Genomic DNA, 25,996 nt, shown 5'->3' with positions numbered 1-25,996 from the left:
TGCGCGAGTGCGCACGCCAATCATGGGCGTGCCCGGCGAACGCCAGCACTTCGCCGTCCTTAAGATCAATCAGACGTTTTCAGCTCTGGCTCACGGTGCTCTTGTGGGGCACATCCGAGCGCAGCGAATCGAACCGGCCACGGAGCCAGCGGCGCAGCACGGTGACCACATAGGTCAGCAGCACGCCGACAGCCAGCGAGGCAGTGACGCCGAGGGCGGGATGGCCGTCGAACAACGCGTAGACCTGGTAGTGGACCAGATACGTGTACAGCGACGCCTCCGCCAGTATTCCGACTGCCACCGTCAGTGCGGACGGGCACCGGATCGTCGGCACCCAGATGAGCAGCGCCAGACCGGCCATCACCATCACCTCGCGCAGCGTGCTGTCGAAATAGCCGTGCAGCGCGACGACCAGTGCAAGGGTCACCGCGACGCGCTGCAGCGTGGTTGTCGCCTTCGACGCTGCCCAACCAAGCGCGAAGAACCAGAACGCCAGCATGGTGAACCAGGCATCGCGGCCGAGATTCAACCCGAGGATGTCGTACCGCAATGCCAGCCCCATGACAAGAAACACCACGGCGATCGTGAAGGGCAGACGGCGCTCGAGGCGGTCCATCAGCGGAAGCCAGAACACCAGGGCCAGTCCGACGAGAATCCACACCAGCACTTCGACGAACCACAGCCGGCCCGCTGTCATGCTGTCGTGCGGGCCGAGGAACTTGTTGGCCAGCAACAAGTTTGTCCATGTGTAGTGGTCGGTCAGCAGCAGGGCCACCACGACCCACAACATCGACGGCACCGCGATCCACGCGATCGTGTTTCCGAGATGCCGCACCCTGTCGTTGCGCGGTACCGGCGTGAGGCAGAACCTGCCGAAGTTGTATCCGGCGACGCCGAGCAGGATGTGCGCACCGCCCCATAGCTCGAATAGCTCGGCATGCGATCCGACGATCAGCACGATCGCAGCGGCCCGCAGCGCGACACTGGTCTCCAGGGTCGCCAGCCAACTGCGTCGCACCGGCTTCGAGATGCTTTCAAGCTGCCGGATCGACATGTTCTGCCAATCGGGGGGCAGCTGGCCGATCGATTTCTCCAGCCGCACGGTCATCGTGACGTAGGACAGCGAGTTGCCGCCGAGGTCGACGAAGTTGGCATCGGGGTCGAGCGTCGCGGCGTCCATTTGCAGCACGTCGGCGAACAACCCACGAAGATCTGAGGCTTGCGGTTGGTCGGTCGTGCGAGCCAACCGGCGCACGGTTTCATAGTCGGGCTTGCCCGACGGCAGCAACGGTAGTTCCTCGACGGTGACGGCACGCACTGCACCCGCGGGTACACCCGCGGCCTCGGCTGCCGCTCGCTGGACGTCGCTGCCGTCGCGCTTACCCGCGACGGCAACAACGAGCGCGTCGTCGTCGCTGACGCAGAACGCGTGCATGCCGCGACCGCGTAACGCGGCCTCGACCTGGCCCAGATCGATACGGAGGCCGTACATCTTGACGAATCGGCTGTTGCGACCAACGACCTCGTACAGCCCATCGGGGCAGCGACGGGCGATGTCGCCGGTGCGCAGGGTCTCAACGGTCTTGCCGAGTTCCAGATCGGCGGGGCCATGGGCATAACCCATCATGACGTTGGGGCCGCGATAGATCAGCTCGCCGAGGTCGTCGTCGGCCCAGCCCTCCAACGGCTCGATTGTGAACGATCCGCCGCGGATCGGGCGGCCGATCGTATTCGGCCGCGACAGTGCGAGTTCCGGTGGCAGATAGGACATCCGGGCTGTCGCCTCGGTGGCGCCGTACATTACGAACAGCTCGAAACCCGCGGTCTGAGCGCGTTCGGCGAACCTGTGCACCCGTTCTGGTGGCATGCGGCCGCCGGCCTGGGTGACGTACCGCAGGTCGGGCAGGTCCGTGGCGTCGAAGCCGACGCTCTCGAGCAGTTCGAACGTGTACGGCACGCCCGCGAACGACGTACCACGGTACCGACGGAACAGCTGCCAGAACTCCTCGTCGACCACAGAGCGGTCGGTCAGGATCAGGCCGGCACCGGCGAACAGATGACTGTGAATCACCGAAAGGCCGTAGCAATACGACATCGGGAGAGTTGTTGCGGCCCTATCAGTTTCACCGATGCCAAGATATTCGGCGATGACGGTCGCGTTGGCGACGAGATTCGCATGCGAGAGCCGGACGAGCTTCGGGGAACCCGTGCTGCCCGACGTCGACATCAGCACTGCGAGGTCGTCGTGCAGTGGGCGCTGATCGCGACGGTGGTGGTGGATTCCGCCGTCGTCGATGACGATGTCGGGCTCGTAGGTCTCTTCGATCACGGTGTGATCGCGTCGCGCGTCGACGGGTAGCACCACGTGCTTGGCCGCCAGCGCGCCGAGATAGTGCACCAGCGTTGAGATGTCGTTGCGAGTTTCCAGCAGCACCAGGCGGCGCGGACCGTAGAGTTCGTGCGCGGCTTCGGCGACGCGGTCTGCGAGTTCACGGTAGGTCAGTTGCGCGGCGTCGGTGAGCACCGCGATGCGATCACCGTGGCCGCGCAGATGCTCGATGAGCGAAATCATGTGAACACGACTCCGTCGCCCACCACCTCGATGCGCACCTTCGCGTCGATCGACGGGGGCTCGAGGCTGTTCTGGCGCACGATGATCGGTTCGACGTCGCCCTGGGGGTCGATGGTCAGCAGGACGTCATGGCCGAGGAACTCAACGGCCAGCACCTTGCCGACGCCGTCCAACTCGCCGCTGTCCGAAACAACTTTTGCCACAAGCTGTTCAGGCCGCAGCAACAACGTGCCGGGCCCATCCTCGGCGCGCACGGCAACACGTCCGATGGCGCAGTCGGCGACGCCGGACGTGACGACGCACGGCAGTGTGATGCTGTCGCCGAGAAACTCGGCGGTGAAGCGGTCGCCGGGTTCCCGGTACACCGACTGTGGTGAGCCAACCTGAGTGAACCGCCCGTCGCGCATGACCGCGACCTGGTCGGCGATCGACAGCGCCTCCTCCTGGTCGTGGGTCACCAGCAGCGAGGTGATGCCCGCGTCGGCTAGCAGGCCCGCGACCACCTTCCTGGTGGACGCGCGCAGGCCGGTGTCCAGTGCACTGAATGGTTCGTCGAGAAGCATCAGGACTGGCTGCCGGGCCAGTGCCCGGGCCAGGGCGACACGCTGCTGCTGGCCGCCTGAGAGCTGATGGGGCCGGCGATCGGCGAATGTTGTTTCGAGCGAGACGGTTTCGAGAAGTTCGCTGACGCGGCTGCGCACTTTGTCGCGGCCCTCAACGCGGATCCCGTAGGCGATGTTCTGGCCGACGGTCAGGTGCGGAAACAATGCGCCGTCCTGTGCGACATAGCCGACACTGCGGCGGTGCGGTGCCACCGCTCGTTCCGCACTAGCGACCTGGCGACCGTCGATCGTGATCGTTCCCTCGCCAGGCGTCTCGAAGCCCGCGACGAGCCGCAGCAGCGTCGTCTTTCCGCACCCTGATGCGCCGACGACCGCGGTGGTGCTGCCCTTTTCCAGCTGAAGATCGATGTGGTCGAGCACGACATGACCGTTGAACGACTTAGCGAGTCCCCGGATGTCAACCATTGCTTCGGTCACAGCGCGGCCACCTTCATCGACTGGCGAAAGAGCAGAACGGTCACCGGTATGGCCAACAGCACCAACACCATTGCGTACGGCGCGGCGGCCGCGTAGTCGAGTTCGCTACTCCACGACCAGAACATCATCGACAATGTTCTGGTGCCGGTCGGCGCCAGCAGCAGCGTGGCGGTCAATTCGGTTGCCACCGCGACGAACACCAGCGATGCACCCGCGGCAGCGGCGGGTGCGGTCAGGCGAAGGGTCACGCGCAAGAACGTCGCCGACGGTGACGCACCGAGCGACCGAGAGGCTTCTTCCAAGCTCGGCGGGACCTGTGCCAGCCCGGCCCGGACGTTGACCAGTGCGCGCGGCATGAACAGCAGGACGTAGGCGAACACGATCAACGGCACGCTCTGGTACAGCGGCCGCACGTAGTGGATGGCCACGGTGACAAGCGCGAGAGCGGTGACAATGCCCGGCAGCGAGCTGGTGATGTAGTTGGCGCCCTCGACGGTGCGGGCCAGCAGTCCGCTGGAGCGCACCGCGACCCACGCGACGGGGAAGGCCAGCACCGTGGTGATGATCGCGGCGGTTCCTGCCATTCCGATGGTCTGGGCGAGCGAGTTGCCGAGTTCGGCGAAGTTCCACACTTCGGCTCCACCGATCCACAGCCAGCGCAGCAGCGTCCAGATCGGCACACCCAGCGACAGGGCCACTACGGCGGCCGATGCCAGTAGCGCGGGGATTGTGCTGTGGCCCAGTGGGTTCGGAGTGGCGGCCCGCGGCGCGCCCGATCCGATTCTGGCGAACCGGATCTTGCCACGGGCGGCCGCCTCTGCGATGAGCAGCATCAGGCAGAGCAGGACCAGCACGCCGGCGAGCATGCTTCCCGCCGCGCCGTCGAAGGTGACCTGGAACTGCTGGAAGATCGCGACGGTGAAGGTGTCGAAGCGGATCATCGCGAACGCGCCGAATTCCGAGAGCAGATGCAGCCCGACGAGCAGCGAACCGCCGAGGACGGCGAGCCGCAGCTGGGGAGCCACGACGCGGAAGAACACGCCGGTCGAATCCGATCCGAGCGCACGCGCGGATTCCTCGACGGCAGGATCGAGCCGACGCAGGGTCGCCGCGACGGGCAGGTACATGAACGGGAAATACGACAGGGTCGTGATCAGGACACCCGCCCACAACCCGTGAATCGACGGGACCACACCGACCCAGGCGTAGCTGTTGACGAAAGCCGGAACAGCCAGTGGCGCAACGAACAACGGGCGCCAGAAACCCCGGCCGGGAAGGTCGGTTCGTTCCGTCAACCAGGCGAGGCCGACGCCGATCAGCACACAGAGTGGCACCGTGATGAAGACGAGCGCGACGGTGTTGATCAGCAATTCGCCGACTCTCGGCCGAACCACCAGTTCGTAGGCGCGCGTCCACCCGACCGACACCGTGCCCCACACCACATAACCCAGCGGAATGCAGGTGGCGGCAACCAGAATCGTGACCGCTATCGAGACCAGCGGACCCGGCCTCGCGGTCGCCTCAGACCGCGAGGATTGCGCAGCGGGCGCCGGAACGGGGGGAGCGGCAGTCACCTACAGCAAGCCCGCCTTCGTCATCAGGTCCGTCACCTGCGCAGAGTTCAGCGTCGACGGATCCACGACCGGCGCTTGCAGAGTGTCCAACGGTGGCAGCGCTGGATTGGCCGGCACCTCGCTGGCGACCGGGTATTCGAACGAGGTGCCCTTCTCCAGCACCTCCTGGCCCGTCTTGCCGGTGATGAACCGGATGAACTGCTGGGCCTCGTCCTTCTTCTTGCTGGACTCCAGCACGCCGCCGCCGGACAGGCTCACGAAGGCGCCGGGGTCCTCGTTCTTGAAATAGTGGAGCGCCGTATTCGCGCTCATCTCTTTGGTTTTCGACTGATCGCGGAACCAGTAGTAGTGGTAGATCACGCCACCGTCGACCTCGCCGGCATTGACTGCCTTCAGCGTGGCGATGTTGTCGCTGTACAGCGTCGCACCGGACTTCATGGCCGCGAGCCACTTCGCGGTTTCGGCCTCACCCTTGAGCTGCAGCAGCGCGGCGACGATGGCCTGAAAGTCGGCCTTGGTCGGGGGAGCACCCCATCGGCCTTTCCATTCAGGGTTCTGCAGGTCCACTAGTGATTTCGGAAGTTGCTCGGGCGTTAGCTTGGACGTGTTGTAGACGAACACGGTGCTGCGTGCTGCCACGCCGGTCCACTTGCCGGTAGCGGGGCGGTACTGCTGCGGAACCTGGTCGAGAGTGGCGGAGTCGAGATCGGCGAACAGTCCCGCCTTTTCGACCGCTGCCATCGCCGGCGAGTTCTCCGTCAGGAACACATCAGCGGGTGATGAATTGCCTTCGGCCACCAGCTGGTTGCCGAGCTCGGTGTCGCCACCTTGGCGGTACTCGACCTGGATGCCTGTCTCCTTGGTGAACGCGTCGATCCACTCTTTTGTCAGCGACTCGTGCTGAGCGTTGTAGATGAGCAGCTTGTCGCTCTCGTCCGAACTCGTGCAAGAGGTCGCTCCGAGCACAACAGCAACGGTCGACACGAGCGCGGCGATCTGGCTCCAACGAGGACGCATCCAGGCGGTCCTTCCCGCGCCAACCTGGCGCTTTTAGCTGAGGTTTACCTAAATGAACATACTCTGCCCTGAGTCTGCGCGGGGCGGTGTAGGCGCCGTTTTTCATGCTCAGAGCAAGTTTCTCGTCAGGTATGCCGGGTAGGTTAGCCGTGAAGTTTGATCCGTCGGCACCGACCCTGAGGACACCGCATGAAGAAGTCAGCCAACCCCAGACGCTCACGAGTCATCGGAGCGGCTGCCGCGTGCGCACTAGGCGTCTGCACGGCCGTCGTCACCGCGCCCGCGGCGACTGCTGCTGACTGCACCGCAAGTGGGCTCAGCACCGTCGCCGGCGGTGTGCTCGCTGAGGCTGGTGGTTACCTGGCCGCCCATCCGGGTGCCAACAATGTGTTGACTGCGGCCGCGACACAGCCGCCGGATGAAGCACGGGCCAACGTGCGGGGTTACTTCACGGGCAATCCGGGCGAGTTCCTCGAGCTCCGACGGATCGCCGGTCCATTGCAGGATCTGCGTAACCAATGCGGCATCGCGGTCAGCCCCGGGCAGCTGGCAATGCTGTTCGAGAGCGTGTCCGCAGGCTGATCTTCGCGGCTGTCCCGCCGATGAGTTTCGCCGGCGTCGGGAGTCCATCCTTAGACACGGTCCGGCACATTGGTTAGGGAGAGTCGATGATTACTGAGACGACGGCGACAGCGGGCAAGCCCCCGGTGGTCGATGGTCAGACATGGCGGACCGCACTGGAGGAGCTGCGGCGCCGAGAGAAAGCGGCGACGCGGGAGCTCGATGCGATCGCGGCGGCGCGTCGGCGACTGCCGATGGTGGAGATGGATGACTACACATTGGTCGGCGCCGACGGCCCCGTCCGGCTCGTCGACATCTTCGACGGCCGAGCGCAGCTCATCACCTACCACCACATGTGGGAGAACGGCGCCGAGTGGCAGTGCGGCGGCTGCACCAGCTTCACATCGCAATTCACGCGACTCGATTTCCTCGACAACTACGATGCGCGGTTCGTGATCGTCACAAACGGACCCATCAAGGAGGCGCTGGCCTATCGCGAGAAGGTCGGCAACCGGATGGACTGGTACTCATCGGCGGACACCTCCTTCGGTGCGGACGTGGACGCCGCGCCGGGCGAAGGCTTCGGAGTCAATGTGTTCATGCGCGACGGTGACACGGTCTACCGGACGTGGCACACCAATGGGCGCGGCACCGAGCAGCTCACGTCCACGTTCGCGTTGGCGGACATCCTGCCGTGGGGGCGCCAGGAGGAATGGCTCGACTCACCCGAGGGCTGGCCGACGACGTCGACCTACGCGGGATGGCTGGACAGCCCGGACATCGCGCGGCTTTACGGAAGCTGAGCGTCACATCCTGCCGAAGCGTCCCCGCACGAAGCTGTAGACGCCGAACGCGGCGATGCCCAGTGCCGCGAGGATCAGCAAGAACTTGCCGAAGGGCGCCTGGCCGAGAGTCTTCACCGCGGCGTCGAGGCCGGCCGCCTTCGACGGATCGGCTTGCAGCGTCGCGACAACTACGAGTAGGCCGGCGCCGGCCAGCACCAGCCCCTTGGCGACATACCCGCTGATTCCGACTCCCTTGGTCCAGGTGCCGCCCGAGATGCGCAGGTCCTTGAAGAACTTCTTGGTCACGCCCTTGTAGACGTGGTAGCCGCCGACACCGACGAGCCCGAGCCCGACCGCGATGAGAAGCACTTTGCCCCAGCCGGATTGCATCAGCTGCGCGCTCATTCCGGTGTTCTGCTGACTGCTCTGCTGGCCGCTTCCCATCGCGAAGCGAGCCGCGGAAAGAGCTATGGCGAAGTTGACGATCGCCAACCCGACCGATTTGGCACGCTTCCAGGCCGGTGTGTCGTCCTGGTTGGGGCCGGAGCCTTCACCGGGTTTCGATCCGACGATCGCCTCGGCGATACGCCATAGCCCTAGTGCGACAAGGCCGATCGCCGCTACCCACAGGATCAACTTGCCGCCGGTCTGGCCGGCGAGCGTCGCAAGGGCACCGGACTGATCTGCATTGCCGCCGGATCCGAATGCGATTCGAAGAATGATGTACGCAACCAATAGATGCAGCACGCCACTGGTGATGAACCCCGCGCGGGCGGTGTATTCGAACGCGTCGCTGTCGGTTGCGCGATCAGCCACGCCGTGGAGGGACTTGTTGGCCATGTCGTCGCAATACCCACTTTTTGACGGTGCCGAAACTTCTTCGGACTGTGGATGGAATGGCGGTTGGGGACAGGTGGGGTTTGTCGGTCGCAGTCTGTCGGGAGCGCCTCGCACTGTATGGCCATGACCTATTCGAAGACCTCGTGGACCCGCGCCGAGATCGGCGCATTCGGGGAACGCCTGGCGGTGGAGCATCTGCAGTCGTTGGGGCTACGGGTGCTCGCGCGCAACTGGCGGTGTCGCTACGGCGAACTCGATGTGATCGCGGCCGACGACGCTGCGCGCGTCGTGGTGTTTGTCGAGGTGAAGGCCCGCACCAGTGACCGGTTCGGAGGCGTCGAGTATGCGGTCACGCCGGAGAAGCTGCGCCGGTTGCGGAGGCTGGCCGGGCTGTGGCTGGCCGGGCAGGACGTCCGCTGGTCCGGGGTGCGCATCGACGTCATCGGCGTGCGGATCGGGCGGCGTCCGATTCCAGAGATCACCCACGTGCAGGGAGTGGGCTGATGGCGCTGGGGCGAGCATTCTCGGTAGCAGTCTGCGGGCTCGATGGGCACCTCGTGGAGATCGAGGCCGACATCTCGTCGGGGCTACCCGGTGTGTTCCTGGTCGGGCTGCCCGACGCCGCGTTGCACGAGTCGCGGGACCGGGTGCGCGCCGCGATCACCAACTGCCAACAGGACTGGCCCCAGACGCGGCTCACGCTGGCGCTCTCGCCCGCCACATTGCCGAAAATGGGCTCCGTCTATGACATCGCTCTAGCGATGGCGGTGCTTTCGGCACAGAGCAAGGAGGCGTGGGAGCGCCTCGAGAAGACGGTCCTGCTCGGCGAGTTGGCGCTCGACGGCCGCGTGCGGCCGGTCAAGGGAGTACTGCCCGCGGTGCTCGCAGCGAAGCGCGAGGGATGGCCGCTCGTCGTCGTGCCGGTTGAGAATCTCCCCGAAGCGGCGCTGGTGCAGGGTATAGACGTCAAGGGAGTGCGGACACTCAGCCAAATGAAGGCCTGGGTCGAGGGTGGGGCGCAGCTCGAGGACAGCGTCGACAAGCCGTATCCAACTCCGGCACCTGTGGCAGATCTAGCTGACGTCATCGGTCAGACGCAGGCCCGATACGCGGTCGAGGTCGCCGCCGCCGGTGCGCATCACCTGATGATGACGGGCCCGCCGGGCGTCGGGAAAACCATGCTGGCACAGCGGCTTCCGGGACTGTTGCCGGCATTGAGCGAGAGTGAGGCGCTCGAGGTGACGGCGATCCACTCGGTGGCCGGCCTGCTGACGGGCAGTACGCCGTTGATCACGCAGCCACCGTTCGTGGCGCCGCATCACACTTCGAGCGTGGCGGCGATGGTCGGCGGCGGCAGCGGAATGGCCCGGCCCGGTGCGGTCAGCCGCGCGCACCGCGGTGTGCTGTTCCTCGACGAATGTGCGGAGATCGGGGTCAGTGTGATGGAAGCATTGCGAACTCCGCTGGAGGACGGCGAAATTCGGCTGGCACGTCGCGACGGCGTGGCGCGTTACCCGGCGCGGTTCCAATTGGTGCTGGCCGCCAACCCGTGTCCGTGCGCGCCTGCGGATCCGCGAGACTGCATCTGTCCGGGACAGATCAAGCGGCGCTATCTGGGCAAGCTGTCCGGCCCGCTGCTCGATCGGGTGGACCTGGTCGTCGAGATGCTCTCCGAGCGCGCAGGTGCGTTCGGCCAGCAGGAGGGCGAGTCCACCGCCGAGGTGTGTTCCCGCGTATCGAAAGCGCGTGCGGCCGCGGCAGAGCGATGGGGCCCGTATGGAATCCGGACGAATGCCGAAGTCAGTGGAGCGTTGCTCCGCAGGAAATTTCGGCTGTCGCCGACTGTGATGAAACCTCTGAGCGGTGCCCTCGATCGGAAGCAGATCAGCATGCGCGGAGCCGATCGCACTCTGCGGGTGGCTTGGACACTTTCCGACTTGGCGGGACGAACGTCGCCCGCGTTGGAGGACGTCACCACCGCATTGAGTTTTCGGCAGAACGGGGGCGCGCGATGACCGACGAGATCGCACATGCATGGGCATATTTGTCGCGGGTCGCGGAGCCGCCGTGCCCGGAGCTGCGAGCCTTGGCCAGACGCGTCGGCCCGGTGGAGGCCGCCGACCGTGTACGCAGCGGAGCTGCCGAAGGCACCGTCGGCCGGGTCGTCGAAGCGAGACGCCACATCGACTGTGCTGCAGAAGATCTAGAGGTTCTGAACCGTATGGGTGGACGGCTGATCACCGCGGACGATGCGGAATGGCCGCTGCTGGCGTTCAACGCGTTCAACGTGTTCGAAGGCGTCCGCTACCGGCCGCAGGCGCACGAGCCAATGGTGCTGTGGGCTGTGGGGCCGGCGTACCTCGACGAGGTCTCCGATCGTGCTGCCGCGATCGTGGGCACGAGAGCCGCGACGGCGTACGGAGAGTTCGTCGCCGCGGACTTCGCGGCGGGTTTGGCGGTACGCGACGTGGCGGTGGTCTCGGGTGGGGCATTCGGAATCGACGGTGCGGCTCACCGTGCCGCGCTGGCGGCGGAGGGGACGACCGTCGCGGTAACCGCGGGAGGTATCGATGTGCCGTACCCATCCGCGCATGCCGCAATGCTGCGACAGATCCGCGAGCACGGTCTCGTCGTCAGTGAGTATCCGCCCGGCGAGCGGCCCGCGCGGCACCGCTTTCTGACGCGCAACAGATTGGTCGCCGTTCTCGCCGGCGCGACCGTCGTCGTCGAGGCCGGTGCCCGCAGTGGCGCGGCCAACACGGCGGCGTGGGCGCGGGCGCTGGGCCGCCAGGTCTGTGCAGTTCCCGGACCGGTGACGTCGTCGGCGTCGGTGGGATGTCACGCATTGCTGCGGGACGGCGCCCGGGTGGTCACACGCGTCGAGGAGATCGTCGAATTGGTCGGCCATATGGGGGAACTCGCGCCCGAGGAGGTGCGCCCGGTGTCGGAGCTCGATGGTTTCACCGACACCGACAAGCGGGTGTATGACGCGCTTCCTGCCCGGGGCGCCCGCACGGTCGACGAGATCGCGGTGGCCGCCGGCTTACCGCCGACGCAGGTGCTCGGTCCGCTGGCGGTTCTCGAACTCTCCGGTTTGGTGATGCGGAAGGAGGGTAGGTGGAAGCTCGTTCGCTCGGCCTCTCGTGCTCGATGAGGTAGCCGACCTGGACTCTGCGCGCACTCGTATTCTCGAAATGGCGAGCTATCAACAGGAGGAACAGTGGCAGGACGTCCGGTGCACACGTTCGAAGTGGTGCGTACTGAGCAGGTGACCCCGCATCTCACGCGGGTCGTGCTCGGCGGCGCTGGCTTCGATACCTTCACGCCCAACGACTCCACCGACGCCTACGTGAAGATCGTGTTCGTGCACGCCGGTATCGATGTCGCCGCTCTCGAGCAGCCGCTGACGCTCGACAGTTTCAAGGCTCTGCCCCCTGAGCAGCAGCCGCCGGTACGCACGTACACGGTCCGCCGAGTGGACGCCGAGCGTCGCGAGATCGCCATCGATTTCGTCGTGCACGGAGATCACGGCGTGGCTGGTCCGTGGGCCGCATCGGCAGTGCCCGGGCAGCCGGCATACCTGATGGGGCCAAGCGGCGGGTACGCACCCGATCCCGCGGCTGACTGGCACCTGCTGGCGGGCGATGAGGCTGCCGTCCCGGCGATCAGCGTGGCATTGGAAGCGTTGCCGGACAACGCAATCGGCCAGGTTTTCATCGAGGTGAGTGGACCCGACGACGAAGTCGACCTGAAGGCGCCGCCCGGCGTGGACATCACATGGATCTACCGTGGTGGCCGCGCCGACCTGGTTGCCGAAGAGGCCGCCGGTGACCACGCGCCGCTGATCGAGGCGGTGAAGGGTGCGTCGTGGTTGCCCGGCCAGGTGCAGGTGTTCATCCACGGCGAAGCGCAGACCGTGATGCACAATCTGCGGCCCTACATCCGCAAGGAACGGGGAGTGGACGCCAAATGGGCCTCGTCGATCTCGGGGTACTGGCGCCGCGGGCGTACCGAAGAGACCTTCCGGCAGTGGAAGGCTGAACTCGCCAAGGCCGAACAGACCAACTCGTAACGGCGGGCCTGGCACGCTAGCCGCATGGCGTACAGCGATTACGAGTTCGAGATCTACCTGCAGGGCCTGTCCGGCGTTCTGCCGACGCTCCCGATGTCGTTCGCGGAGCTAGAGGCGAAGGCGCAGGCGGCGATGCCGCCAGGGATTTGGTCATATGTCGCGGGCGGCGCTGGCGACGAACGGACCCAGCGCGTCAACGTCACCGCCTTCGAGAACTGGGGGTTGATGCCGCGGATGTTCGTCGGCGCCGCCGAACGTGATCTGTCGGTGGACTTCCTCGGGCTGAACCTGCCCTCGCCGGCGATGCTCGCGCCCGTCGGCGTCATCGGCCTTTGCGCGCAGGACGGACATGGTGACCTCGCGACCGCACGCGCCGCTGCCCGGACGAAGGTTCCGATGATCGCGTCGACGATGTCCGCCGATCCGATGGAGGCCGTCGCCGCCGAATTGGGCGATACGCCAGGATTTTTCCAGCTCTACACACCGAAGGACCGCGACGTCGCCGCCAGCTTCGTGCGACGCGCTGAGGCCGCGGGGTTCAAGGGCATCGTCGTGACACTCGACACCTGGATTCCCGGCTGGCGGCCGCGCGACCTCACGACGTCGAACTTCCCATTCCTGCGTGGCCACTGCCTGGCCAACTACACCAGCGATCCGGTCTTCCTCGACAGCCTGGCGCAGTCGCCAGAGGAGAACAGGCAGGCGATGATCATGCAGTGGATCTCGATCTTCGGGAATCCATTGATGTGGGACGATCTGCCGTGGCTGCGCTCGCTGACCACGTTGCCGATCCTGGTCAAGGGCATCTGTCATCCCGACGACGTGCGGCGCGCGAAAGACGGTGGCGTCGACGCCATCTACTGCTCCAACCACGGTGGACGTCAGGCCAACGGAGGGATCCCGGCCATCGACTGTCTGCCCGGCGTGGTCGAGGCCGCTGACGGAATGCCCGTGTTGTTCGACTCGGGCATTCGCAGTGGCGTCGACATCGTCAAGGCGATCGCGCTGGGAGCCTCGGCCGTCGCGATCGGCAGGCCCTACACATACGGCCTCGCCCTCGGCGGGGAAGACGGCATCGTGCACGTGCTGCGATCCCTGCTGGCCGAAGCCGACCTGACGATGGCTGTCGACGGCTACCGCTCGCTGAAGGAATTGACTCCGGACGCGTTGCGGCGCGTCACCTGAGCCGCGGAGTCGTTGTCTGCGACGGTTGACGGCGTGGATGCGGTGCTCGAGGAGTTCGACGAATACCTCGCGCTGGAGCGCGCTCGCTCCGACCACACCCGCCGCGCGTATCTCGGTGACCTGCGGTCGCTGTTCGACTTCGTCGCCGAACGTGCACCCGATGCTGGAATCGCCGGCCTGACGCTGCCAATTCTGCGGTCGTGGCTCGCGTCGCTGGCGGCGGGGGGTGCGGCCAGGACGACGCTGGCCCGGCGCACCTCCGCGGTCAAGACGTTCACCGCGTGGGCGGTGCGCCGCGGATTGATCGCGAGCGACCCCGCCGCGCGTCTACAGATGCCCAAGGCGCGCCGCACGCTCCCGGCCGTGCTCCGCCAGGACCAGGCACTGGACGCGATGGCGGCGGCGAAATCCGGTGCACAACAAGGAGATCCGCTTGCGCTGCGCGACCGGCTGATCGTCGAGCTGTTGTACGCCAGCGGCATTCGGGTCAGCGAGCTGTGCGGACTCGACATCGACGACGTCGACACCTCGCGGCGACTGCTGCGCGTGCTGGGCAAGGGCAACAAGCAGCGCACGGTGCCGTTCGGTGCGCCCGCGGTCGCGGCGCTGACCGCGTGGCTGTCCGACGGCCGCCCAGCACTGGCCACCGCTGACTCCGGTCCGGCACTGCTTCTGGGGGCACGGGGGCGACGACTCGACCCGCGGCAGGCCCGCACCGTCGTGCACCAGACGATGGCCGCGGTCGACGGCGCACCTGATATCGGCCCGCACGGGCTGAGGCACAGCGCCGCGACGCACCTGCTCGAGGGCGGTGCGGATCTGCGCGTCGTGCAGGAGCTGCTTGGCCATTCCACGCTGGCCACCACGCAGCTGTACACCCACGTCACGGTCGCGCGCCTGCGTGCAGTGCACGACCAGGCTCACCCCCGCGCGTGAAATCGCTAGCGGACGGGCTTGAGGCGGATCGGCGTGCTCACCAACAGGCCCAGTGGATCCACATAGTCGGCTCGCGAGGCCGGACCCCACATCGCGCCCCAGTGCAGGCACGCGGCCGCTGCGCACCCGGCATGGCCCGCCTGAAGTTCGCCGAGCAACGTGCCCGCATCGACGCGCCGGCCCGCCCGCACCGATGCGACGACCGGCTCATAGCTGGTCCGCAATCCGCCGGGGTGGGCGATCGACACCACTGGCCTGCCCGCGAGCTCACCGGCGAACACCACGGTCCCGCTGGCCGCCGCGAACACGGGCTGACCAGGGGTTCCGGTGAGATCGACACCGCGATGGCCCGGTCGCCAGTTCGGTGACGGGGCGTCGAATATCCGCACAACAGCGGGTCGCGGCCGCAGCGGCCAATCCAGCCGCTCACCATCGGCCGAAGCCGGCGCGGCCAGGGCAATCGCCGTCGCGAACAGCGCGATCCATCGCATATGCCCAGCTCAGCGCACCGGACCGCCGTCAATCCAGCCGTGAAACGTAATCTGTGGACCAGCGCGTCTGTGTGGAAAAAGCACTCCTGGGCAGCGTGTAAACTCTTCTCCGCAGCTCGCTTGCGCGGGCTGACTTCGCGTGTCTGCACATGACCCGGTTCCACCAAGGTCAATCCGGATGCCGTCGGTCCCGTTCTCGAACGGGTTCGGCACTCCAGCGGGCACCAGGGCACGGCGTCACCCGACGCTGCGCGACAACCGACATATGAGTGAGGCACAACCATGGCCGTAGTGACCATGAAACAGCTGCTGGACAGCGGCACCCACTTCGGGCACCAGACCCGTCGCTGGAATCCCAAGATGAAGCGGTTCATCTTCACCGACCGCAACGGCATCTACATCATCGATCTGCAGCAGACGCTGACGTACATCGACAAGGCGTACGAGTTCGTCAAAGAGACTGTCGCCCATGGCGGCAGCATCATGTTCGTCGGCACCAAGAAGCAGGCGCAGGAGTCGATCGCCGAAGAGGCGACCCGCGTCGGCATGCCTTACGTGAACCAGCGCTGGCTGGGCGGCATGCTCACCAACTTCTCCACCGTGCACAAGCGTCTGCAGCGTCTCAAGGAACTCGAGGCCATGGAGCAGACCGGTGGCTTCGAAGGTCGCACCAAGAAGGAAATCTTGATGCTGACCCGCGAGAAGAACAAGCTCGAGCGCAGCCTCGGCGGTATCCGCGACATGCAGAAGGTGCCGTCGGCGATCTGGGTCGTCGACACCAACAAGGAGCACCTCGCGGTCGCGGAGGCTCGCAAGCTGAACATCCCGATCATCGCGATCCTCGACACCAACTGCGATCCCGACCTCGTCGACTACCCGATTCCAGGCAACGACGACGCGATCCGCTCGGCCGCGCTGTTGACCAAGGTGGTCGCCTCCGCGGTCGCCGAGGGTCTGCAGGCCCGTGCCGGCGCAGGCAAGGGTGATGGAGAGGCCCAGGCCGAGGGTGCCGAGCCGCTCGCCGAGTGGGAGCAGGAGCTGCTCGCCGGTGCTACGGCGTCCACCGATGCCGGTGGGGCCGACGCCGCCCCCACCACTGAAACCCCTCAAGAGTCATAGGGAAAGGCTGATATGGCGAACTACACCGCTGCCGATGTGAAGCGTCTTCGCGACCTCACCGGTGCCGGCATGCTCGACTCGAAGAATGCGCTCGTCGAATCCGAGGGCGACTTCGACAAGGCCGTTGAACTGCTTCGCATCAAGGGCGCCAAGGACGTCGGCAAGCGTGCTGAGCGCGCGACCGCCGAGGGCCTGGTGGCCGCGAAGGACGGCGCGCTGATCGAGCTGAACTCCGAGACCGACTTCGTGGCCAAGAACGCCGAGTTCCAGGCCGCGGCCGACCAGATCGTCGCGGCCGCCGCGGCGGCCAAGGCCGCTGATGTCGACGCTCTGAAGGCTGCCAAGGTGGGCGACACCACGGTCGAGCAGCTCGTCGCGGATCTGTCCGCGAAGATCGGCGAGAAGCTCGAACTGCGTCGCGTCGCCTACTTCGACGGCACCGTCGAGACGTACTTGCACAAGCGGGCCGCCGACCTGCCGCCCGGTGTGGGTGTGCTGGTCGAGTACACCGGTGACGACAAGAGTGCTGCGCACGCCGTGGCGCTGCAGATCGCCGCGCTGAAGGCGAAGTACCTCACCCGCGAGGACGTGCCCGAGGACATCGTCGCCAACGAGCGGCGCATCGCCGAGGAGACGGCCAAGGAGGAGGGCAAGCCCGAGCAGGCGCTGCCCAAGATCGTCGAGGGTCGCGTGACTGGCTTCTACAAGGACGTCGTGCTGCTGGATCAGCCGTCGGTGTCCGACAACAAGAAGACCGTGAAGGCTCTGCTCGACGAGGCGGGCGTGACCGTCACGCGATTCGTGCGCTTCGAGGTCGGCCAGGCGTAACGCCGAACCACTCGCAAAGGCCCCCAGGTTTCTGGGGGCCTTTTGCATGGCCGGACCGGCGCGCGGTACGACTTGGTACCGTCGCTGCATGCAACGTATCCATGCCTTCGGTGACGACGCCCTCGGCGACCTTGACGCTGTCGGCCTCGTTGACGCGCTGCGAGCCGGCACAGTATCGGCGGCCGAACTCGTCGACGCGGCGATCGCACGTACCGAGGCGGTCAACCCAGCGTTGAACGGACTGGCATATGAGGCGTACGGCCGGGCGCGGTCTCGTGCCACGGCGACGCGTCCGTATGGCGGTTACTTCGACGGGGTGCCGTCGTTCCTGAAGGACAACGTCGCCGTTGCCGGCATGCCGACGATGCAGGGCACCGACGCGTGGGACCCGGTGCCACTGCCAGCGGACGGCGAGTTCGCGAAGCTCTACCTGGCCACCGGTTTGATACCGCTTGGCAAATCGCAGATGTCGGAGTTCGGCTTCTGCGCCGCCGCCGAGCACGAGCGAATCGGACCGGTGCCGAACCCGTGGAATCTCGATCTGACCTCAGGCGGATCATCGGCCGGCTCAGCGGTTTTCGTCGCGGCAGGCGCAGTGCCCATCGCGCACGCGATGGACGGCGGCGGTTCCATTCGCATTCCCGCGTCGTGCACCGGCCTCGTCGGTCACAAGCCCACCCGCGGCCGACTGCCGTTGGACAAAGACGTCAGCAAGATGCCGTTGAAGGTCGTGCACAACGGTGTGCTGACCCGCTCGGTGCGTGACACCGCAGCCTTCTACCGTGAGGCCGAACGGGTTTGGCGCAACACCAAGCTGCCCGCGATCGGTGACGTCACGGGACCCGGCGCCAAGCGATTGACCGTTGCCGTCATCACCCGGTCGCTGTACCGCGACTCCAGTCCCGAAGTCCGCGAGCTGACGCTGAAGACAGCCGCGATGCTGGAGGAATTGGGCCACCGCGTCGAGCATGTCGATGTGCCGCCGGTTTCGGAGAGTTTCGCCGACGACTTCGTGCTGTACTACGCGCTGCTAGGGTTCGCGCTGGTGCACGACGGCCGCCGGATGTTCGGCGAGAGCTTCGACCGCACCAAGCTCGACAACCAGACCCTGGGCTTCGAACGCTATGCCCGCCGCAATCTGCATCGGATTCCGCTTGCCATCGCCCGGCTGTCCTCCGTCCGCCGCCGGACCGCCAAGATGTTCAGCCGCTACGACGTCGTGCTGACGCCCACACTGCCGGATCCGCCTCCACCGATCGGGCACTTCGACGCCCGAGGGGGATACGAGCAGATCATCGAAAGGCTCACGGACTGGCTCGCTTTCACGCCGCTGCAGAACGCGACGGGTGATCCGGCGATCTCGCTGCCGCTGACCGAAACCGCTTCAGGGGTACCGATCGGCATGATGTTCTCCGCGGCACCCGGGGCCGATCGACTGTTGTTGGAGTTGGCATATGAACTCGAAGAGGCTCATCCATGGGCGAGAATCCAGTCATGACTCGCGACTACGTCCTCGACCAGGGCTTTGCTCAGGAGCGTGAACGGCTGTCCGGCATGGAGGCTTTGTGGGATCCAGGCAGCCAGGCGCTCATCGACGGCCTCGGCATCGGCCCGGGCTGGAAGTGCCTTGAGATCGGCGCCGGCGGGGGATCGCTTGTCGAGTGGATGGCCGGACGTGGCGCCCACGTCACCGCCGTCGACATCGACACCCGGTTCGTCGACCATCTGGCGTGTGACTCGATTGCGGTGCGCTGCATTGATATTCGCGAGGGTGAACTGCCCCAGGGTGAATTCGATCTGGTCCATTCGCGGCTGGTCCTCGAACATCTCACCGATCGCGTGGAGATCCTCGGCCGGTTGGCGCGCACACTGCGTCCCGGCGGCTGGATGGTGATCGAGGACTACGACTGGAGCGCCTTCCGGTTCGACGACGGCGACGGCGGATTCGCCCAGGTCACCGAATCGCTCCTGGACTTCATGACCCAGGCCGGTTTCGAGCGCGACTACGGCGGCCAGGTCGTCAGCGACCTCGCCGATGCCGGGCTCACCGAGGTGTGCGGCGAGGGCCGTGTTCGCGTCATCGACTCCAGCTCAACGGGTTTCGATTTCTTCCGGCTGACCTTCGAGAGTCTGCGCGGAAGCGTGGTTGACGCCGGTTTGATCACCGCCGAGCAGGCCGAGGCGGCATCCGCTCGCTTCAATGAGGATCTGCGGCTGAGCACACCGCTGATGATGGCCGGGATCGGCCGCCGCGCTCTCTGACTTCAGCCCTTGATCTGACGGCAGACCTCTGCTGTTGCGCGCGTGAGTGATTCGGCACCCTCACGCAGGGCCTGCTCGATGGGCGTTCCCTCCGCGGTGATCGCGACGAGTCGTTCGACCCCGTGCTCCAGTAGTACCGAGGCATCCGGCGCCACTCGGCCCGCGAAGATGACCACCCGCGCACCGGCCCGCTTCGCGACCATCGTCACACCGAAAGGTGTTTTACCCATGACGGTTTGGGCGTCCACGCTGCCTTCCCCGGTGAACACCCAATCGGCGCCACGCACGGCCTTTTCGAGGCCGACGGTCACGGCGACCTCGTCGACGCCGGGTTTGCTTTCCGCGCCGAGGAACTCGACGAGCGCGAAACCCAGACCGCCGGCCGCGCCGTTTCCGGGCCGTTGCGGGCTGGCCTTACCGAGCGTTGCGGACGTGACGGTCGCCAGTTGTGTCAGAGCCGATTCCAGAGCCTGGACATCGGCGGGTGTGGCGCCCTTCTGAGGTCCGAACACCGCGGACGCGCCGGTGGGGCCCAGCAGTGGCGCGGTGACGTCGGTGGCAACGTGGATGCGGACGTCGCGCAGCCGCGGGTCCAGACCGGACAGGTCGATGCGATCGAGCCGACTGAGCGCGGCGCCGCCAGGTTCGAGCGCGGCGCCCTCGGCGTCGACGAATGACGCGCCGAGCGCGGTGAGCATGCCGGTGCCGCCGTCGTTGGTGGCCGATCCGCCCAGTCCGATCAGGATCTCCTCGGCACCCCGGTCCAGTGCGGACGTGATGAGCTGACCGACGCCGAAGGTGCTGGCGTGCAGCACGTCTCGCTGGTCTGGCGGAATGAGCTCCAGGCCTGAGGCGGCTGCCATCTCGATGACCGCCAGCTGGCGGAGCGGGATGTAGCCGTAACGCGCGCTGATCGTCGCGCCCAGCGGACCGTACACCTGCGCCTCGATGTGCACGCCGTGCAACGCGTCGACGACGGCGTCGACCGTTCCTTCGCCACCGTCGGCCATGGGAACGCCGACGCACTCGGCATCGGGTATCACCTCGAGGATGCCCGCACGCATCGCGGCGACCGCTTCGGTCGCGCTCATCGACTCCTTGAACGAATCCGGCGCGAGAACGATCCTCATCCGGCCTAGTCTCGCAGAACCTCGTCCGTGCCGAGCGCTATGAGAACGCGTTTGAATTCGTGGCGCTGTTCGGCGGTCAATCCCGCCATCAACTTGCGCTCGGCGGAACGTACTCCCGAATCGGTTCGCTTGAGCAGCTCTTCGCCCTCGCGTGTCAGCCGGGCGGGCAGCGACCGACCCGATGACACACTCGCCGGCCGGGTGACCAGACCGCGGTCCTCGAGACGACGCAGCACCATGTTCATGGCCTGCGGGGTGACGCCGGTGTAGCGGGCGAGATCCGCATTGGTGCGGTCTGGGTACTTCGACAGGATCCGCAGGCAGATGTATTGCGGGAAGGCGAGTCCCATCGGATCCAGCACGGCCGCGGTGACCTCCGCGCGCAGCGCGTTCGCCACCCGGGACAGCAGATATCCCAGCGGCTGATCCTCAAGGATGTCCTCCATATCAAGCATCTTGACACATATCAACCAGATTGATATACCGGATTCATGACTCAACCCACGAATGAAATGTTCGAATCCGCATACCGGGGCGAGGCGCCCGAGATGGCCGGAGTGAAGCCGCCGTGGAGCATCGGAGAACCGCAGCCTGAGCTCGCGGCGCTGATCGAGCAGGGCAAATTCCGTGGTGAGGTGCTTGACGCGGGCTGTGGCGAGGCCGCCATCTCGCTGTATCTCGCCGAACGCGGGTTCACCACCGTCGGGCTGGATCAATCGCCCACCGCCATCGACCTGGCCACTGCGGAGGCCGCCGCGCGGGGGCTGACCAGCGCCAGCTTTGCGGTCGCCGACATCAGCGATTTCGGCGGTTACGACGGCCGGTTCTCCACGATCGTCGACTCGACGTTGTTCCACTCGATGCCGGTTGAGCTGCGCGAGGGCTACCAGCGGTCCATCGTCCGGGCCGCGGCGCCCGGCGCGTCGTACTTCGTGCTCGTGTTCGACAAGGCCGGCATGCCCGACGGTCCGGCCAACCCTGTCACCGAGGGTGAACTGCGCGACGTCGTGTCGAAGTACTGGACCATCGACGAGATTCGGCCGGCGCGTATTCACGGCGTCTTCCCGGAGGGCTTCGAGGAGTTCTTTCCGGTCACCGACGTGCGAGAAGAGCCGAAGGGACGCCGTTCGGTACCCGCCTTCCTGCTGACCGCACATTTGCCGGGCTAACCGCGACGCGCGACCCCGCTTCTGGGTCTGGGAGCCGCCATGAGGCAGGATTAGGGGAATCTCAGCGAGGACCCGAAGGAGTCGGATGGCAGAGCCAGCCAGCCCCAACGGTGCCGATCCTGTTTCCTCCGGCGCTACGCCGCTGCGGCCGGTGTACCGGCGCGTCCTGCTCAAGCTCGGCGGCGAAATGTTCGGTGGAGGCCAAGTGGGTCTGGACCCCGACGTGGTCCAGCAGGTGGCACTGCAGATCGCCGAAGTCGTTCGCAGCGGTGTGCAGGTTGCCGTCGTCATCGGCGGCGGCAACTTCTTCCGCGGTGCGCAGTTGCAGCAGCGCGGCATGGAGCGAACCCGCAGCGACTACATGGGCATGCTCGGCACTGTGATGAACAGCCTTGCGCTGCAGGATTTCCTGGAAAAGCAGGGCATTCAGACCCGCGTGCAGACCGCGATCACCATGGGGCAGGTCGCCGAGCCGTACATCCCGCTTCGCGCTCAACGGCATCTGGAAAAGGGCCGCGTGGTCATCTTCGGCGCCGGTATCGGGCTGCCCTACTTCTCGACGGATACGACAGCCGCGCAGCGCGCCCTGGAGATCGGGGCCGAGGTGGTGTTGATGGCCAAAGCCGTCGATGGGGTCTACACCGCCGACCCGCGGGTGCACCCCGAGGCCGAGTTGCTTACCGCGATCAGCCACCGCGAGGTCATCGATCGTGGCCTGGCGGTCGCCGACGCGACCGCATTTAGCCTGTGCATGGACAATGGCATGCCGATCCTGGTGTTCAACCTGCTCACCGACGGCAATATCGCGCGTGCCGTCGCAGGTGAGAAGATCGGAACACTGGTCACCACCTAAACAGTGGACGGGCTCCGCGAGGAGCACGTCATGAGGAGAGCAACGTGATCGACGAAACCCTCTTCGACGCCGAAGAGAAGATGGAGAAGGCGGTGGCGGTGGCGCGCGACGACCTGTCGTCGATCCGGACCGGACGCGCCAATCCCGGCATGTTTTCCCGCGTCAACATGGACTACTACGGCTCACCGACGCCCATCACGCAGTTGTCGAGCATCAACGTCCCCGAGCCGCGCCTCGTCGTGATCAAGCCGTACGAGGCCAACCAGCTGCGCAACATCGAGGATGCGATTCGCAACTCGGACCTCGGCGTGAATCCGTCGAACGACGGCAACGTCATCCGGGTCTCCATCCCGCAGCTCACCGAGGAGCGTCGTCGCGACCTCGTCAAGCAGGCAAAGGCCAAAGGTGAGGACGCCCGGGTCTCGGTGCGCAACATCCGTCGTAAGGCCATGGAGGAGCTGCACCGCATCAAGAAGGACGGTGAGGCAGGCGAGGACGAGGTGAGCCGCGCCGAGAAAGACCTCGACAAGGTCACCCACACCTACACGAACCAGATCGACGAGCTGGTCAAGCACAAAGAAGGCGAGTTGCTGGAGGTCTAGTGACCGATCAGCACACAACTCCCGTGACAGATACGCCGGTCGAAGAGCCCAAGAAGTCCCGGGCCGGTCGTAACCTACCCGCTGCCATCGGGGTCGGAGTTTGCCTCGGCGCGATCGCGATCGGCGTCCTGTTGTTCGCGCCCATCGGGTGGCTGCCGGTGCTGGCGGTGGCGATCCCGATCGGCATGCACGAGGTCATTCGCAGACTGGGGGAGGCCGGTTATTCGCTGCCGGTGATCCCGCTGTTGGTGGGTGGCCAGGCGATGATCTGGCTGACATGGCTTGGTCCGGCCGGGCTGCTGGGTGCATACGCCGGAACGATCGTGGTCTGCATGGTGTGGCGTCTCGTCGGGCGCGGGCTCAATGAGCAGCCGGAAAACTATCTGCGCGACATGTCGGCGACGATCCTGCTGGCGACGTGGGTGCCGTTGTTCGCGAGTTTCAGTGCGCTGCTGATATTCCAGGAAGACGGCGGCATCAGGACATTCGTGGTGATCCTGACCGTCGTGTTCGCCGACATCGGCGGCTACGTGGCGGGCGTGCTGTTCGGCAAGCATCTGATGGCGCCCGCGATCAGCCCGAAGAAATCGTGGGAGGGCCTGGGCGGCTCGCTGGTATTCGGGATCGCCGGATCCGTCCTGGCGGTCGTCTTCCTGCTCGACAAAGCGTGGTGGGTCGGGATTCCGCTTGGTCTGCTGCTCGTCATCACCGGCGTGCTCGGCGATCTGGTCGAGTCTCAGGTCAAGCGCGACCTCGGCATCAAGGACATGGGCAAACTACTGCCCGGCCACGGGGGAGTCATGGACAGGATCGACGCGATGTTGCCCTCGGCGGTCGCGGGCTGGATCGTCCTCACGCTGCTGGCGTGAACTCCTGGCGTTGAGCCAACAGGCCACCGCGCCGACCACAAGTCCGACGGCAATCCCGGCATCGGGGCGCTGGCCGAGCATCACCCACGACAGCAGACCCGCCACCGCGGGGATGACGGCGAACAGCATCGCCACCGCGGCCGCGCCGTACTCGTTGATGCCGCGGACGTACAGCGTCATGGACAGCACCGCATTCAGCAGCACCACCGCCGCGACGGCGCCCGCGGCCTTCCACGGGTCGGTCACCGTCCACGGCATCACCGCGGCCAAGGCGACGACGGGCAGGATGCAGGCGGCGTTCTGCAGCGCGGCTGTCGCCCGGAAATCCACGTCGGAGCAGAATTTCTGCTGGTAGACGCCTCCAGCGGCGACGCTGAACAGCGAGACGACGATCAGCAGGACAGCGGGATCGACCCCGCCGACCGCGATCAGCCGTCCCGCGCAGGACGCGAGCACCGCGACCACCCCGAGCACGAGCGCCACGACCCGCGTCTTGGTGAGGCCTTCGCCGAGGAACATCGTGGCTAGCACCGCCGTCACCACCGGGTTCATTGAGATGATCACGGCGCCGAGCACGGCGGGTGCACCGTGCATCAGCGCCACATAAAGGCAGGTGAACAGCAAGCCTTGGGCAAGCAGGCCGCTGATCAGCACATGGACCAGCATCCGACCTGTGGGCCAATTCACGCGCGCGAACTTGGCCCACGTGGCGAGAATCGCCGCGGCCAAACCAAACCGGAACACCAGCACAGCCATCGGCGACATCACCGAAACAGCAAGCGCACCAACGGGATAGCCCAACGCATAGAAGAACGTCAGAGCCGACGCCGAGCCGAGCGGCATGGTCCTGGTGGGCATATGACCCATAGTTGCGGCCAACGTCTGAGTTCGCGAATTAATTTCGGGCCGTCACCAATGAGATACTGGTGGCAGCTCATGGCCATCTCCCTACCTCTCGTTTTCGACGCCCCGCGACGCGCAATGCCGCCGCGTCACCTCGCTGACCTCGACGACGACGCGCGCACCGCCGCGGTCGCTGATCTGGGCCTGCCCGCATTCCGGGGCAAACAGCTGGCCAATCACTACTACGGGCGGCTGACCGCCGACCCGCAGCAGATGACCGACCTACCCGCGGCAATGCGAGATCAGATCGGGGACGCGCTGTTCCCGAAGCTGCTCGACGCTGTGCGCGAGATCGAATGCGACAAGGGCGAGACGCGCAAGATGCTGTGGCGCGCGGTCGACGGCTCGACCTTCGAATCGGTGCTGATGCGCTATCCGCAACGCAATACGGTGTGCATCTCGTCGCAGGCCGGCTGCGGGATGGCATGCCCGTTCTGCGCGACGGGCCAGGGCGGGCTGCAGCGCAATCTGTCGACCGCGGAGATCCTGGAGCAGGTGCGTGCGGCGGCGGTCGAACTACGTGACCGCGACGGCGAGGGAATCGCGCCTGCCGCCCGTGGCGGCCGACTGTCCAACATCGTGTTCATGGGGATGGGCGAGCCGTTGGCCAACTACAACCGCGTGCTCGCCGCGGTGCGCCGCATCACCGCGCCGCCGCCCGACGGTTTCGGTATCTCGGCGCGTTCGGTCACCGTGTCGACGGTCGGGCTGGCGCCGGCGATCCGCAAGCTGGCCGACGAACGCCTCGGCGTGACGCTGGCGCTGTCGCTGCATGCGCCCGACGACGAGCTGCGCGACACCCTGGTTCCGGTGAACAGTCGCTGGAAAGTCGCCGAAGTGCTCGACGCGGCACGGTATTACGCGGATGTGACGGGCCGACGGGTGTCGATCGAATACGCGCTCATCCGTGACGTGAACGACCAGCCTTGGCGGGCAGACCTTTTGGGTAAGCGGCTACAGGGTGCGCTGGGGCCGCTGGCGCACGTCAACCTCATTCCCCTGAACCCGACGCCGGGCAGTGAGTGGGACGCCAGTCCCAAAGCCGCTGAGCGCGAATTTGTCCGGCGGGTGCGGGAGCGGGGCGTCTCCTGCACGGTGCGTGATACCCGCGGACGTGAGATCGCTGCCGCCTGCGGTCAATTGGCCGCCGAAGGCTGAGCAGCTGCGCCGAGACTGAAACGTCTGCGG

At 66.1% G+C, this 25,996-nt stretch carries 25 protein-coding genes and 1 pseudogene; 17 read left to right on the top strand and 9 right to left on the bottom strand.

All coding sequences use genetic code 11. The features are described 5' to 3' along the window. Positions 1 to 79 precede the first annotated feature (79 nt). Genes ACIA48_RS07235 through ACIA48_RS07220 form a run of 4 tightly spaced genes read right to left on the bottom strand, consistent with a single transcriptional unit; the run spans position 80 to position 6,203 of the window. Positions 80 to 2,572: an AMP-binding protein gene (locus ACIA48_RS07235; protein ID WP_396729167.1), complete on the bottom strand. Its 2,493-nt coding sequence runs from the start codon at positions 2,570 to 2,572 to the stop codon at positions 80 to 82. Beyond that, a complete protein-coding gene (locus ACIA48_RS07230; RefSeq protein ID WP_396730671.1) occupies positions 2,569 to 3,600 on the bottom strand; it encodes an ABC transporter ATP-binding protein in 1,032 nt (343 codons plus the stop codon). Before ACIA48_RS07230 ends, ACIA48_RS07235 begins: the two co-directional genes overlap by 4 nt. Positions 3,601 to 3,608: 8 nt before the next feature. Continuing rightward, positions 3,609 to 5,186, bottom strand: a complete 1,578-nt coding sequence (locus ACIA48_RS07225; protein ID WP_396729165.1) for an ABC transporter permease — start codon at positions 5,184 to 5,186, stop codon at positions 3,609 to 3,611. Then, a complete protein-coding gene (locus ACIA48_RS07220; RefSeq protein ID WP_396729163.1) occupies positions 5,187 to 6,203 on the bottom strand; it encodes an iron ABC transporter substrate-binding protein in 1,017 nt (338 codons plus the stop codon). Positions 6,204 to 6,392: 189 nt separating this feature from the next. Here ACIA48_RS07220 and ACIA48_RS07215 point away from each other — a divergent pair, with 189 nt between their 5' ends. Continuing rightward, on the top strand, positions 6,393 to 6,785 hold the full coding sequence (locus ACIA48_RS07215) for a heme-binding protein (protein WP_396729161.1): 393 nt from the start codon (positions 6,393 to 6,395) through the stop codon (positions 6,783 to 6,785). 86 nt (positions 6,786 to 6,871) lie between these two features. Continuing rightward, entirely contained in the window at positions 6,872 to 7,567 is a 696-nt protein-coding gene (locus ACIA48_RS07210; RefSeq protein WP_396729159.1) for a DUF899 domain-containing protein, read from the top strand. 3 nt (positions 7,568 to 7,570) lie between these two features. Here ACIA48_RS07210 and ACIA48_RS07205 read toward each other — a convergent pair whose 3' ends face one another. After that, entirely contained in the window at positions 7,571 to 8,389 is an 819-nt protein-coding gene (locus ACIA48_RS07205; RefSeq protein WP_396729158.1) for a DUF1206 domain-containing protein, read from the bottom strand. A 123-nt stretch (positions 8,390 to 8,512) separates the two neighbouring features. Between ACIA48_RS07205 and ACIA48_RS07200 the strand changes: the two genes are divergently transcribed. The 6 genes from ACIA48_RS07200 to ACIA48_RS07175 all read left to right on the top strand — a co-directional run bounded on the left by ACIA48_RS07200 (position 8,513) and on the right by ACIA48_RS07175 (position 14,582). Further along, positions 8,513 to 8,893, top strand: a complete 381-nt coding sequence (locus ACIA48_RS07200) for a YraN family protein (RefSeq protein WP_396729155.1) — start codon at positions 8,513 to 8,515, stop codon at positions 8,891 to 8,893. After that, positions 8,893 to 10,404, top strand: a complete 1,512-nt coding sequence (locus tag ACIA48_RS07195; protein ID WP_396729152.1) for a YifB family Mg chelatase-like AAA ATPase — start codon at positions 8,893 to 8,895, stop codon at positions 10,402 to 10,404. Before ACIA48_RS07200 ends, ACIA48_RS07195 begins: the two co-directional genes overlap by 1 nt. Next, complete coding sequence (gene dprA / locus ACIA48_RS07190) at positions 10,401 to 11,543, top strand: DNA-processing protein DprA (RefSeq protein ID WP_396729150.1); 1,143 nt, start codon at positions 10,401 to 10,403, stop codon at positions 11,541 to 11,543. The genes ACIA48_RS07195 and dprA overlap by 4 nt, the downstream gene beginning before the upstream one ends. 66 nt (positions 11,544 to 11,609) lie before the next feature. Next, on the top strand, positions 11,610 to 12,461 hold the full coding sequence (locus ACIA48_RS07185; RefSeq protein WP_396729148.1) for a siderophore-interacting protein: 852 nt from the start codon (positions 11,610 to 11,612) through the stop codon (positions 12,459 to 12,461). Positions 12,462 to 12,485: 24 nt separating this feature from the next. Continuing rightward, positions 12,486 to 13,646, top strand: coding sequence for an alpha-hydroxy-acid oxidizing protein (locus ACIA48_RS07180; RefSeq protein ID WP_396729146.1), 1,161 nt, complete (start codon positions 12,486 to 12,488; stop codon positions 13,644 to 13,646). A 33-nt stretch (positions 13,647 to 13,679) separates the two neighbouring features. Further along, positions 13,680 to 14,582 (top strand): tyrosine recombinase XerC, encoded by a 903-nt coding sequence (locus ACIA48_RS07175; RefSeq protein ID WP_396729144.1) that lies wholly within the window; start codon positions 13,680 to 13,682, stop codon positions 14,580 to 14,582. Between the two features lie 11 nt (positions 14,583 to 14,593). On the opposite strand, the pseudogene ACIA48_RS07170 reads toward ACIA48_RS07175, so the two are convergent. Beyond that, positions 14,594 to 15,037, bottom strand: a pseudogene (locus tag ACIA48_RS07170) (peptidoglycan DD-metalloendopeptidase family protein); the annotation flags it as partial. Between the two features lie 318 nt (positions 15,038 to 15,355). On the opposite strand from ACIA48_RS07170, the gene rpsB reads away from it, so the two are divergent. The 4 genes from rpsB (at position 15,356) to ACIA48_RS07150 (ending at position 19,282) form a co-directional block, all read left to right on the top strand. Continuing rightward, positions 15,356 to 16,192 carry a 30S ribosomal protein S2 gene (gene rpsB, locus ACIA48_RS07165; protein WP_163726086.1) on the top strand — a complete coding sequence of 279 codons (837 nt, stop codon included), beginning with the start codon at positions 15,356 to 15,358 and terminating at the stop codon, positions 16,190 to 16,192. Between the two features lie 12 nt (positions 16,193 to 16,204). Further along, entirely contained in the window at positions 16,205 to 17,020 is an 816-nt protein-coding gene (gene tsf, locus ACIA48_RS07160) for a translation elongation factor Ts (RefSeq protein WP_396729141.1), read from the top strand. Positions 17,021 to 17,108: 88 nt separating this feature from the next. Next, positions 17,109 to 18,518, top strand: a complete 1,410-nt coding sequence (locus ACIA48_RS07155; RefSeq protein ID WP_396729139.1) for an amidase — start codon at positions 17,109 to 17,111, stop codon at positions 18,516 to 18,518. Then, a complete protein-coding gene (locus ACIA48_RS07150) occupies positions 18,515 to 19,282 on the top strand; it encodes a class I SAM-dependent methyltransferase (protein ID WP_396729136.1) in 768 nt (255 codons plus the stop codon). The genes ACIA48_RS07155 and ACIA48_RS07150 overlap by 4 nt, the downstream gene beginning before the upstream one ends. A 2-nt stretch (positions 19,283 to 19,284) precedes the next feature. Here the strand turns inward: ACIA48_RS07150 and ACIA48_RS07145 are convergent, their stop codons facing one another. Continuing rightward, positions 19,285 to 20,412, bottom strand: coding sequence for a glycerate kinase (locus ACIA48_RS07145; RefSeq protein ID WP_396729134.1), 1,128 nt, complete (start codon positions 20,410 to 20,412; stop codon positions 19,285 to 19,287). Positions 20,413 to 20,417: 5 nt separating this feature from the next. Beyond that, a complete protein-coding gene (locus ACIA48_RS07140; RefSeq protein ID WP_396729132.1) occupies positions 20,418 to 20,867 on the bottom strand; it encodes a MarR family winged helix-turn-helix transcriptional regulator in 450 nt (149 codons plus the stop codon). 36 nt (positions 20,868 to 20,903) lie between these two features. Between ACIA48_RS07140 and ACIA48_RS07135 the strand changes: the two genes are divergently transcribed. The 4 genes from ACIA48_RS07135 (at position 20,904) to ACIA48_RS07120 (ending at position 23,905) form a co-directional block, all read left to right on the top strand. Continuing rightward, complete coding sequence (locus ACIA48_RS07135; RefSeq protein ID WP_396729129.1) at positions 20,904 to 21,581, top strand: class I SAM-dependent methyltransferase; 678 nt, start codon at positions 20,904 to 20,906, stop codon at positions 21,579 to 21,581. 85 nt (positions 21,582 to 21,666) lie between these two features. Beyond that, positions 21,667 to 22,434, top strand: a complete 768-nt coding sequence (gene pyrH, locus ACIA48_RS07130) for a UMP kinase (protein ID WP_396729126.1) — start codon at positions 21,667 to 21,669, stop codon at positions 22,432 to 22,434. A gap of 44 nt (positions 22,435 to 22,478) precedes the next feature. Then, positions 22,479 to 23,036, top strand: coding sequence for a ribosome recycling factor (gene frr, locus ACIA48_RS07125; RefSeq protein ID WP_396729123.1), 558 nt, complete (start codon positions 22,479 to 22,481; stop codon positions 23,034 to 23,036). Then, entirely contained in the window at positions 23,036 to 23,905 is an 870-nt protein-coding gene (locus ACIA48_RS07120; protein WP_396729120.1) for a phosphatidate cytidylyltransferase, read from the top strand. The genes frr and ACIA48_RS07120 overlap by 1 nt, the downstream gene beginning before the upstream one ends. Here the strand turns inward: ACIA48_RS07120 and ACIA48_RS07115 are convergent. Then, on the bottom strand, positions 23,813 to 24,772 hold the full coding sequence (locus tag ACIA48_RS07115; protein ID WP_396730669.1) for a DMT family transporter: 960 nt from the start codon (positions 24,770 to 24,772) through the stop codon (positions 23,813 to 23,815). The genes ACIA48_RS07120 and ACIA48_RS07115 overlap by 93 nt on opposite strands. A 69-nt stretch (positions 24,773 to 24,841) precedes the next feature. Here ACIA48_RS07115 and rlmN point away from each other — a divergent pair, with 69 nt between their 5' ends. Next, positions 24,842 to 25,966, top strand: coding sequence for a 23S rRNA (adenine(2503)-C(2))-methyltransferase RlmN (rlmN, locus tag ACIA48_RS07110; RefSeq protein ID WP_396729117.1), 1,125 nt, complete (start codon positions 24,842 to 24,844; stop codon positions 25,964 to 25,966). The last annotated feature ends 30 nt before the right edge of the window (positions 25,967 to 25,996 follow it).

It is taken from the genome of Mycobacterium sp. NPDC051804 (assembly GCF_044452905.1).
Classification (GTDB): Bacteria; Actinomycetota; Actinomycetes; order Mycobacteriales; family Mycobacteriaceae; genus Mycobacterium.
The sequence above is the reverse complement of the archived record's forward strand: the minus strand, read 5'-3'. Positions and strand labels throughout refer to the sequence as shown.

What these genes read in the sequence shown, in the direction of transcription:
- ACIA48_RS07235 (WP_396729167.1), bottom strand. Translation starts at nt 2,572, where the DNA reads ATGATTTCGCTCATCGAGCATCTGCGCGGCCACGGTGATCGCATCGCG.
- ACIA48_RS07230 (WP_396730671.1), bottom strand. Translation starts at nt 3,600, where the DNA reads ATGGTTGACATCCGGGGACTCGCTAAGTCGTTCAACGGTCATGTCGTG.
- ACIA48_RS07220 (WP_396729163.1), bottom strand. Translation starts at nt 6,203, where the DNA reads ATGCGTCCTCGTTGGAGCCAGATCGCCGCGCTCGTGTCGACCGTTGCT.
- ACIA48_RS07215 (WP_396729161.1), top strand. Translation starts at nt 6,393, where the DNA reads ATGAAGAAGTCAGCCAACCCCAGACGCTCACGAGTCATCGGAGCGGCT.
- ACIA48_RS07210 (WP_396729159.1), top strand. Translation starts at nt 6,872, where the DNA reads ATGATTACTGAGACGACGGCGACAGCGGGCAAGCCCCCGGTGGTCGAT.
- ACIA48_RS07205 (WP_396729158.1), bottom strand. Translation starts at nt 8,389, where the DNA reads ATGGCCAACAAGTCCCTCCACGGCGTGGCTGATCGCGCAACCGACAGC.
- ACIA48_RS07200 (WP_396729155.1), top strand. Translation starts at nt 8,513, where the DNA reads ATGACCTATTCGAAGACCTCGTGGACCCGCGCCGAGATCGGCGCATTC.
- ACIA48_RS07195 (WP_396729152.1), top strand. Translation starts at nt 8,893, where the DNA reads ATGGCGCTGGGGCGAGCATTCTCGGTAGCAGTCTGCGGGCTCGATGGG.
- dprA (WP_396729150.1), top strand. Translation starts at nt 10,401, where the DNA reads ATGACCGACGAGATCGCACATGCATGGGCATATTTGTCGCGGGTCGCG.
- ACIA48_RS07180 (WP_396729146.1), top strand. Translation starts at nt 12,486, where the DNA reads ATGGCGTACAGCGATTACGAGTTCGAGATCTACCTGCAGGGCCTGTCC.
- rpsB (WP_163726086.1), top strand. Translation starts at nt 15,356, where the DNA reads ATGGCCGTAGTGACCATGAAACAGCTGCTGGACAGCGGCACCCACTTC.
- tsf (WP_396729141.1), top strand. Translation starts at nt 16,205, where the DNA reads ATGGCGAACTACACCGCTGCCGATGTGAAGCGTCTTCGCGACCTCACC.
- ACIA48_RS07155 (WP_396729139.1), top strand. Translation starts at nt 17,109, where the DNA reads ATGCAACGTATCCATGCCTTCGGTGACGACGCCCTCGGCGACCTTGAC.
- ACIA48_RS07150 (WP_396729136.1), top strand. Translation starts at nt 18,515, where the DNA reads ATGACTCGCGACTACGTCCTCGACCAGGGCTTTGCTCAGGAGCGTGAA.
- ACIA48_RS07145 (WP_396729134.1), bottom strand. Translation starts at nt 20,412, where the DNA reads ATGAGGATCGTTCTCGCGCCGGATTCGTTCAAGGAGTCGATGAGCGCG.
- ACIA48_RS07140 (WP_396729132.1), bottom strand. Translation starts at nt 20,867, where the DNA reads ATGCTTGATATGGAGGACATCCTTGAGGATCAGCCGCTGGGATATCTG.
- ACIA48_RS07135 (WP_396729129.1), top strand. Translation starts at nt 20,904, where the DNA reads ATGACTCAACCCACGAATGAAATGTTCGAATCCGCATACCGGGGCGAG.
- pyrH (WP_396729126.1), top strand. Translation starts at nt 21,667, where the DNA reads ATGGCAGAGCCAGCCAGCCCCAACGGTGCCGATCCTGTTTCCTCCGGC.
- ACIA48_RS07115 (WP_396730669.1), bottom strand. Translation starts at nt 24,772, where the DNA reads ATGGGTCATATGCCCACCAGGACCATGCCGCTCGGCTCGGCGTCGGCT.
- rlmN (WP_396729117.1), top strand. Translation starts at nt 24,842, where the DNA reads ATGGCCATCTCCCTACCTCTCGTTTTCGACGCCCCGCGACGCGCAATG.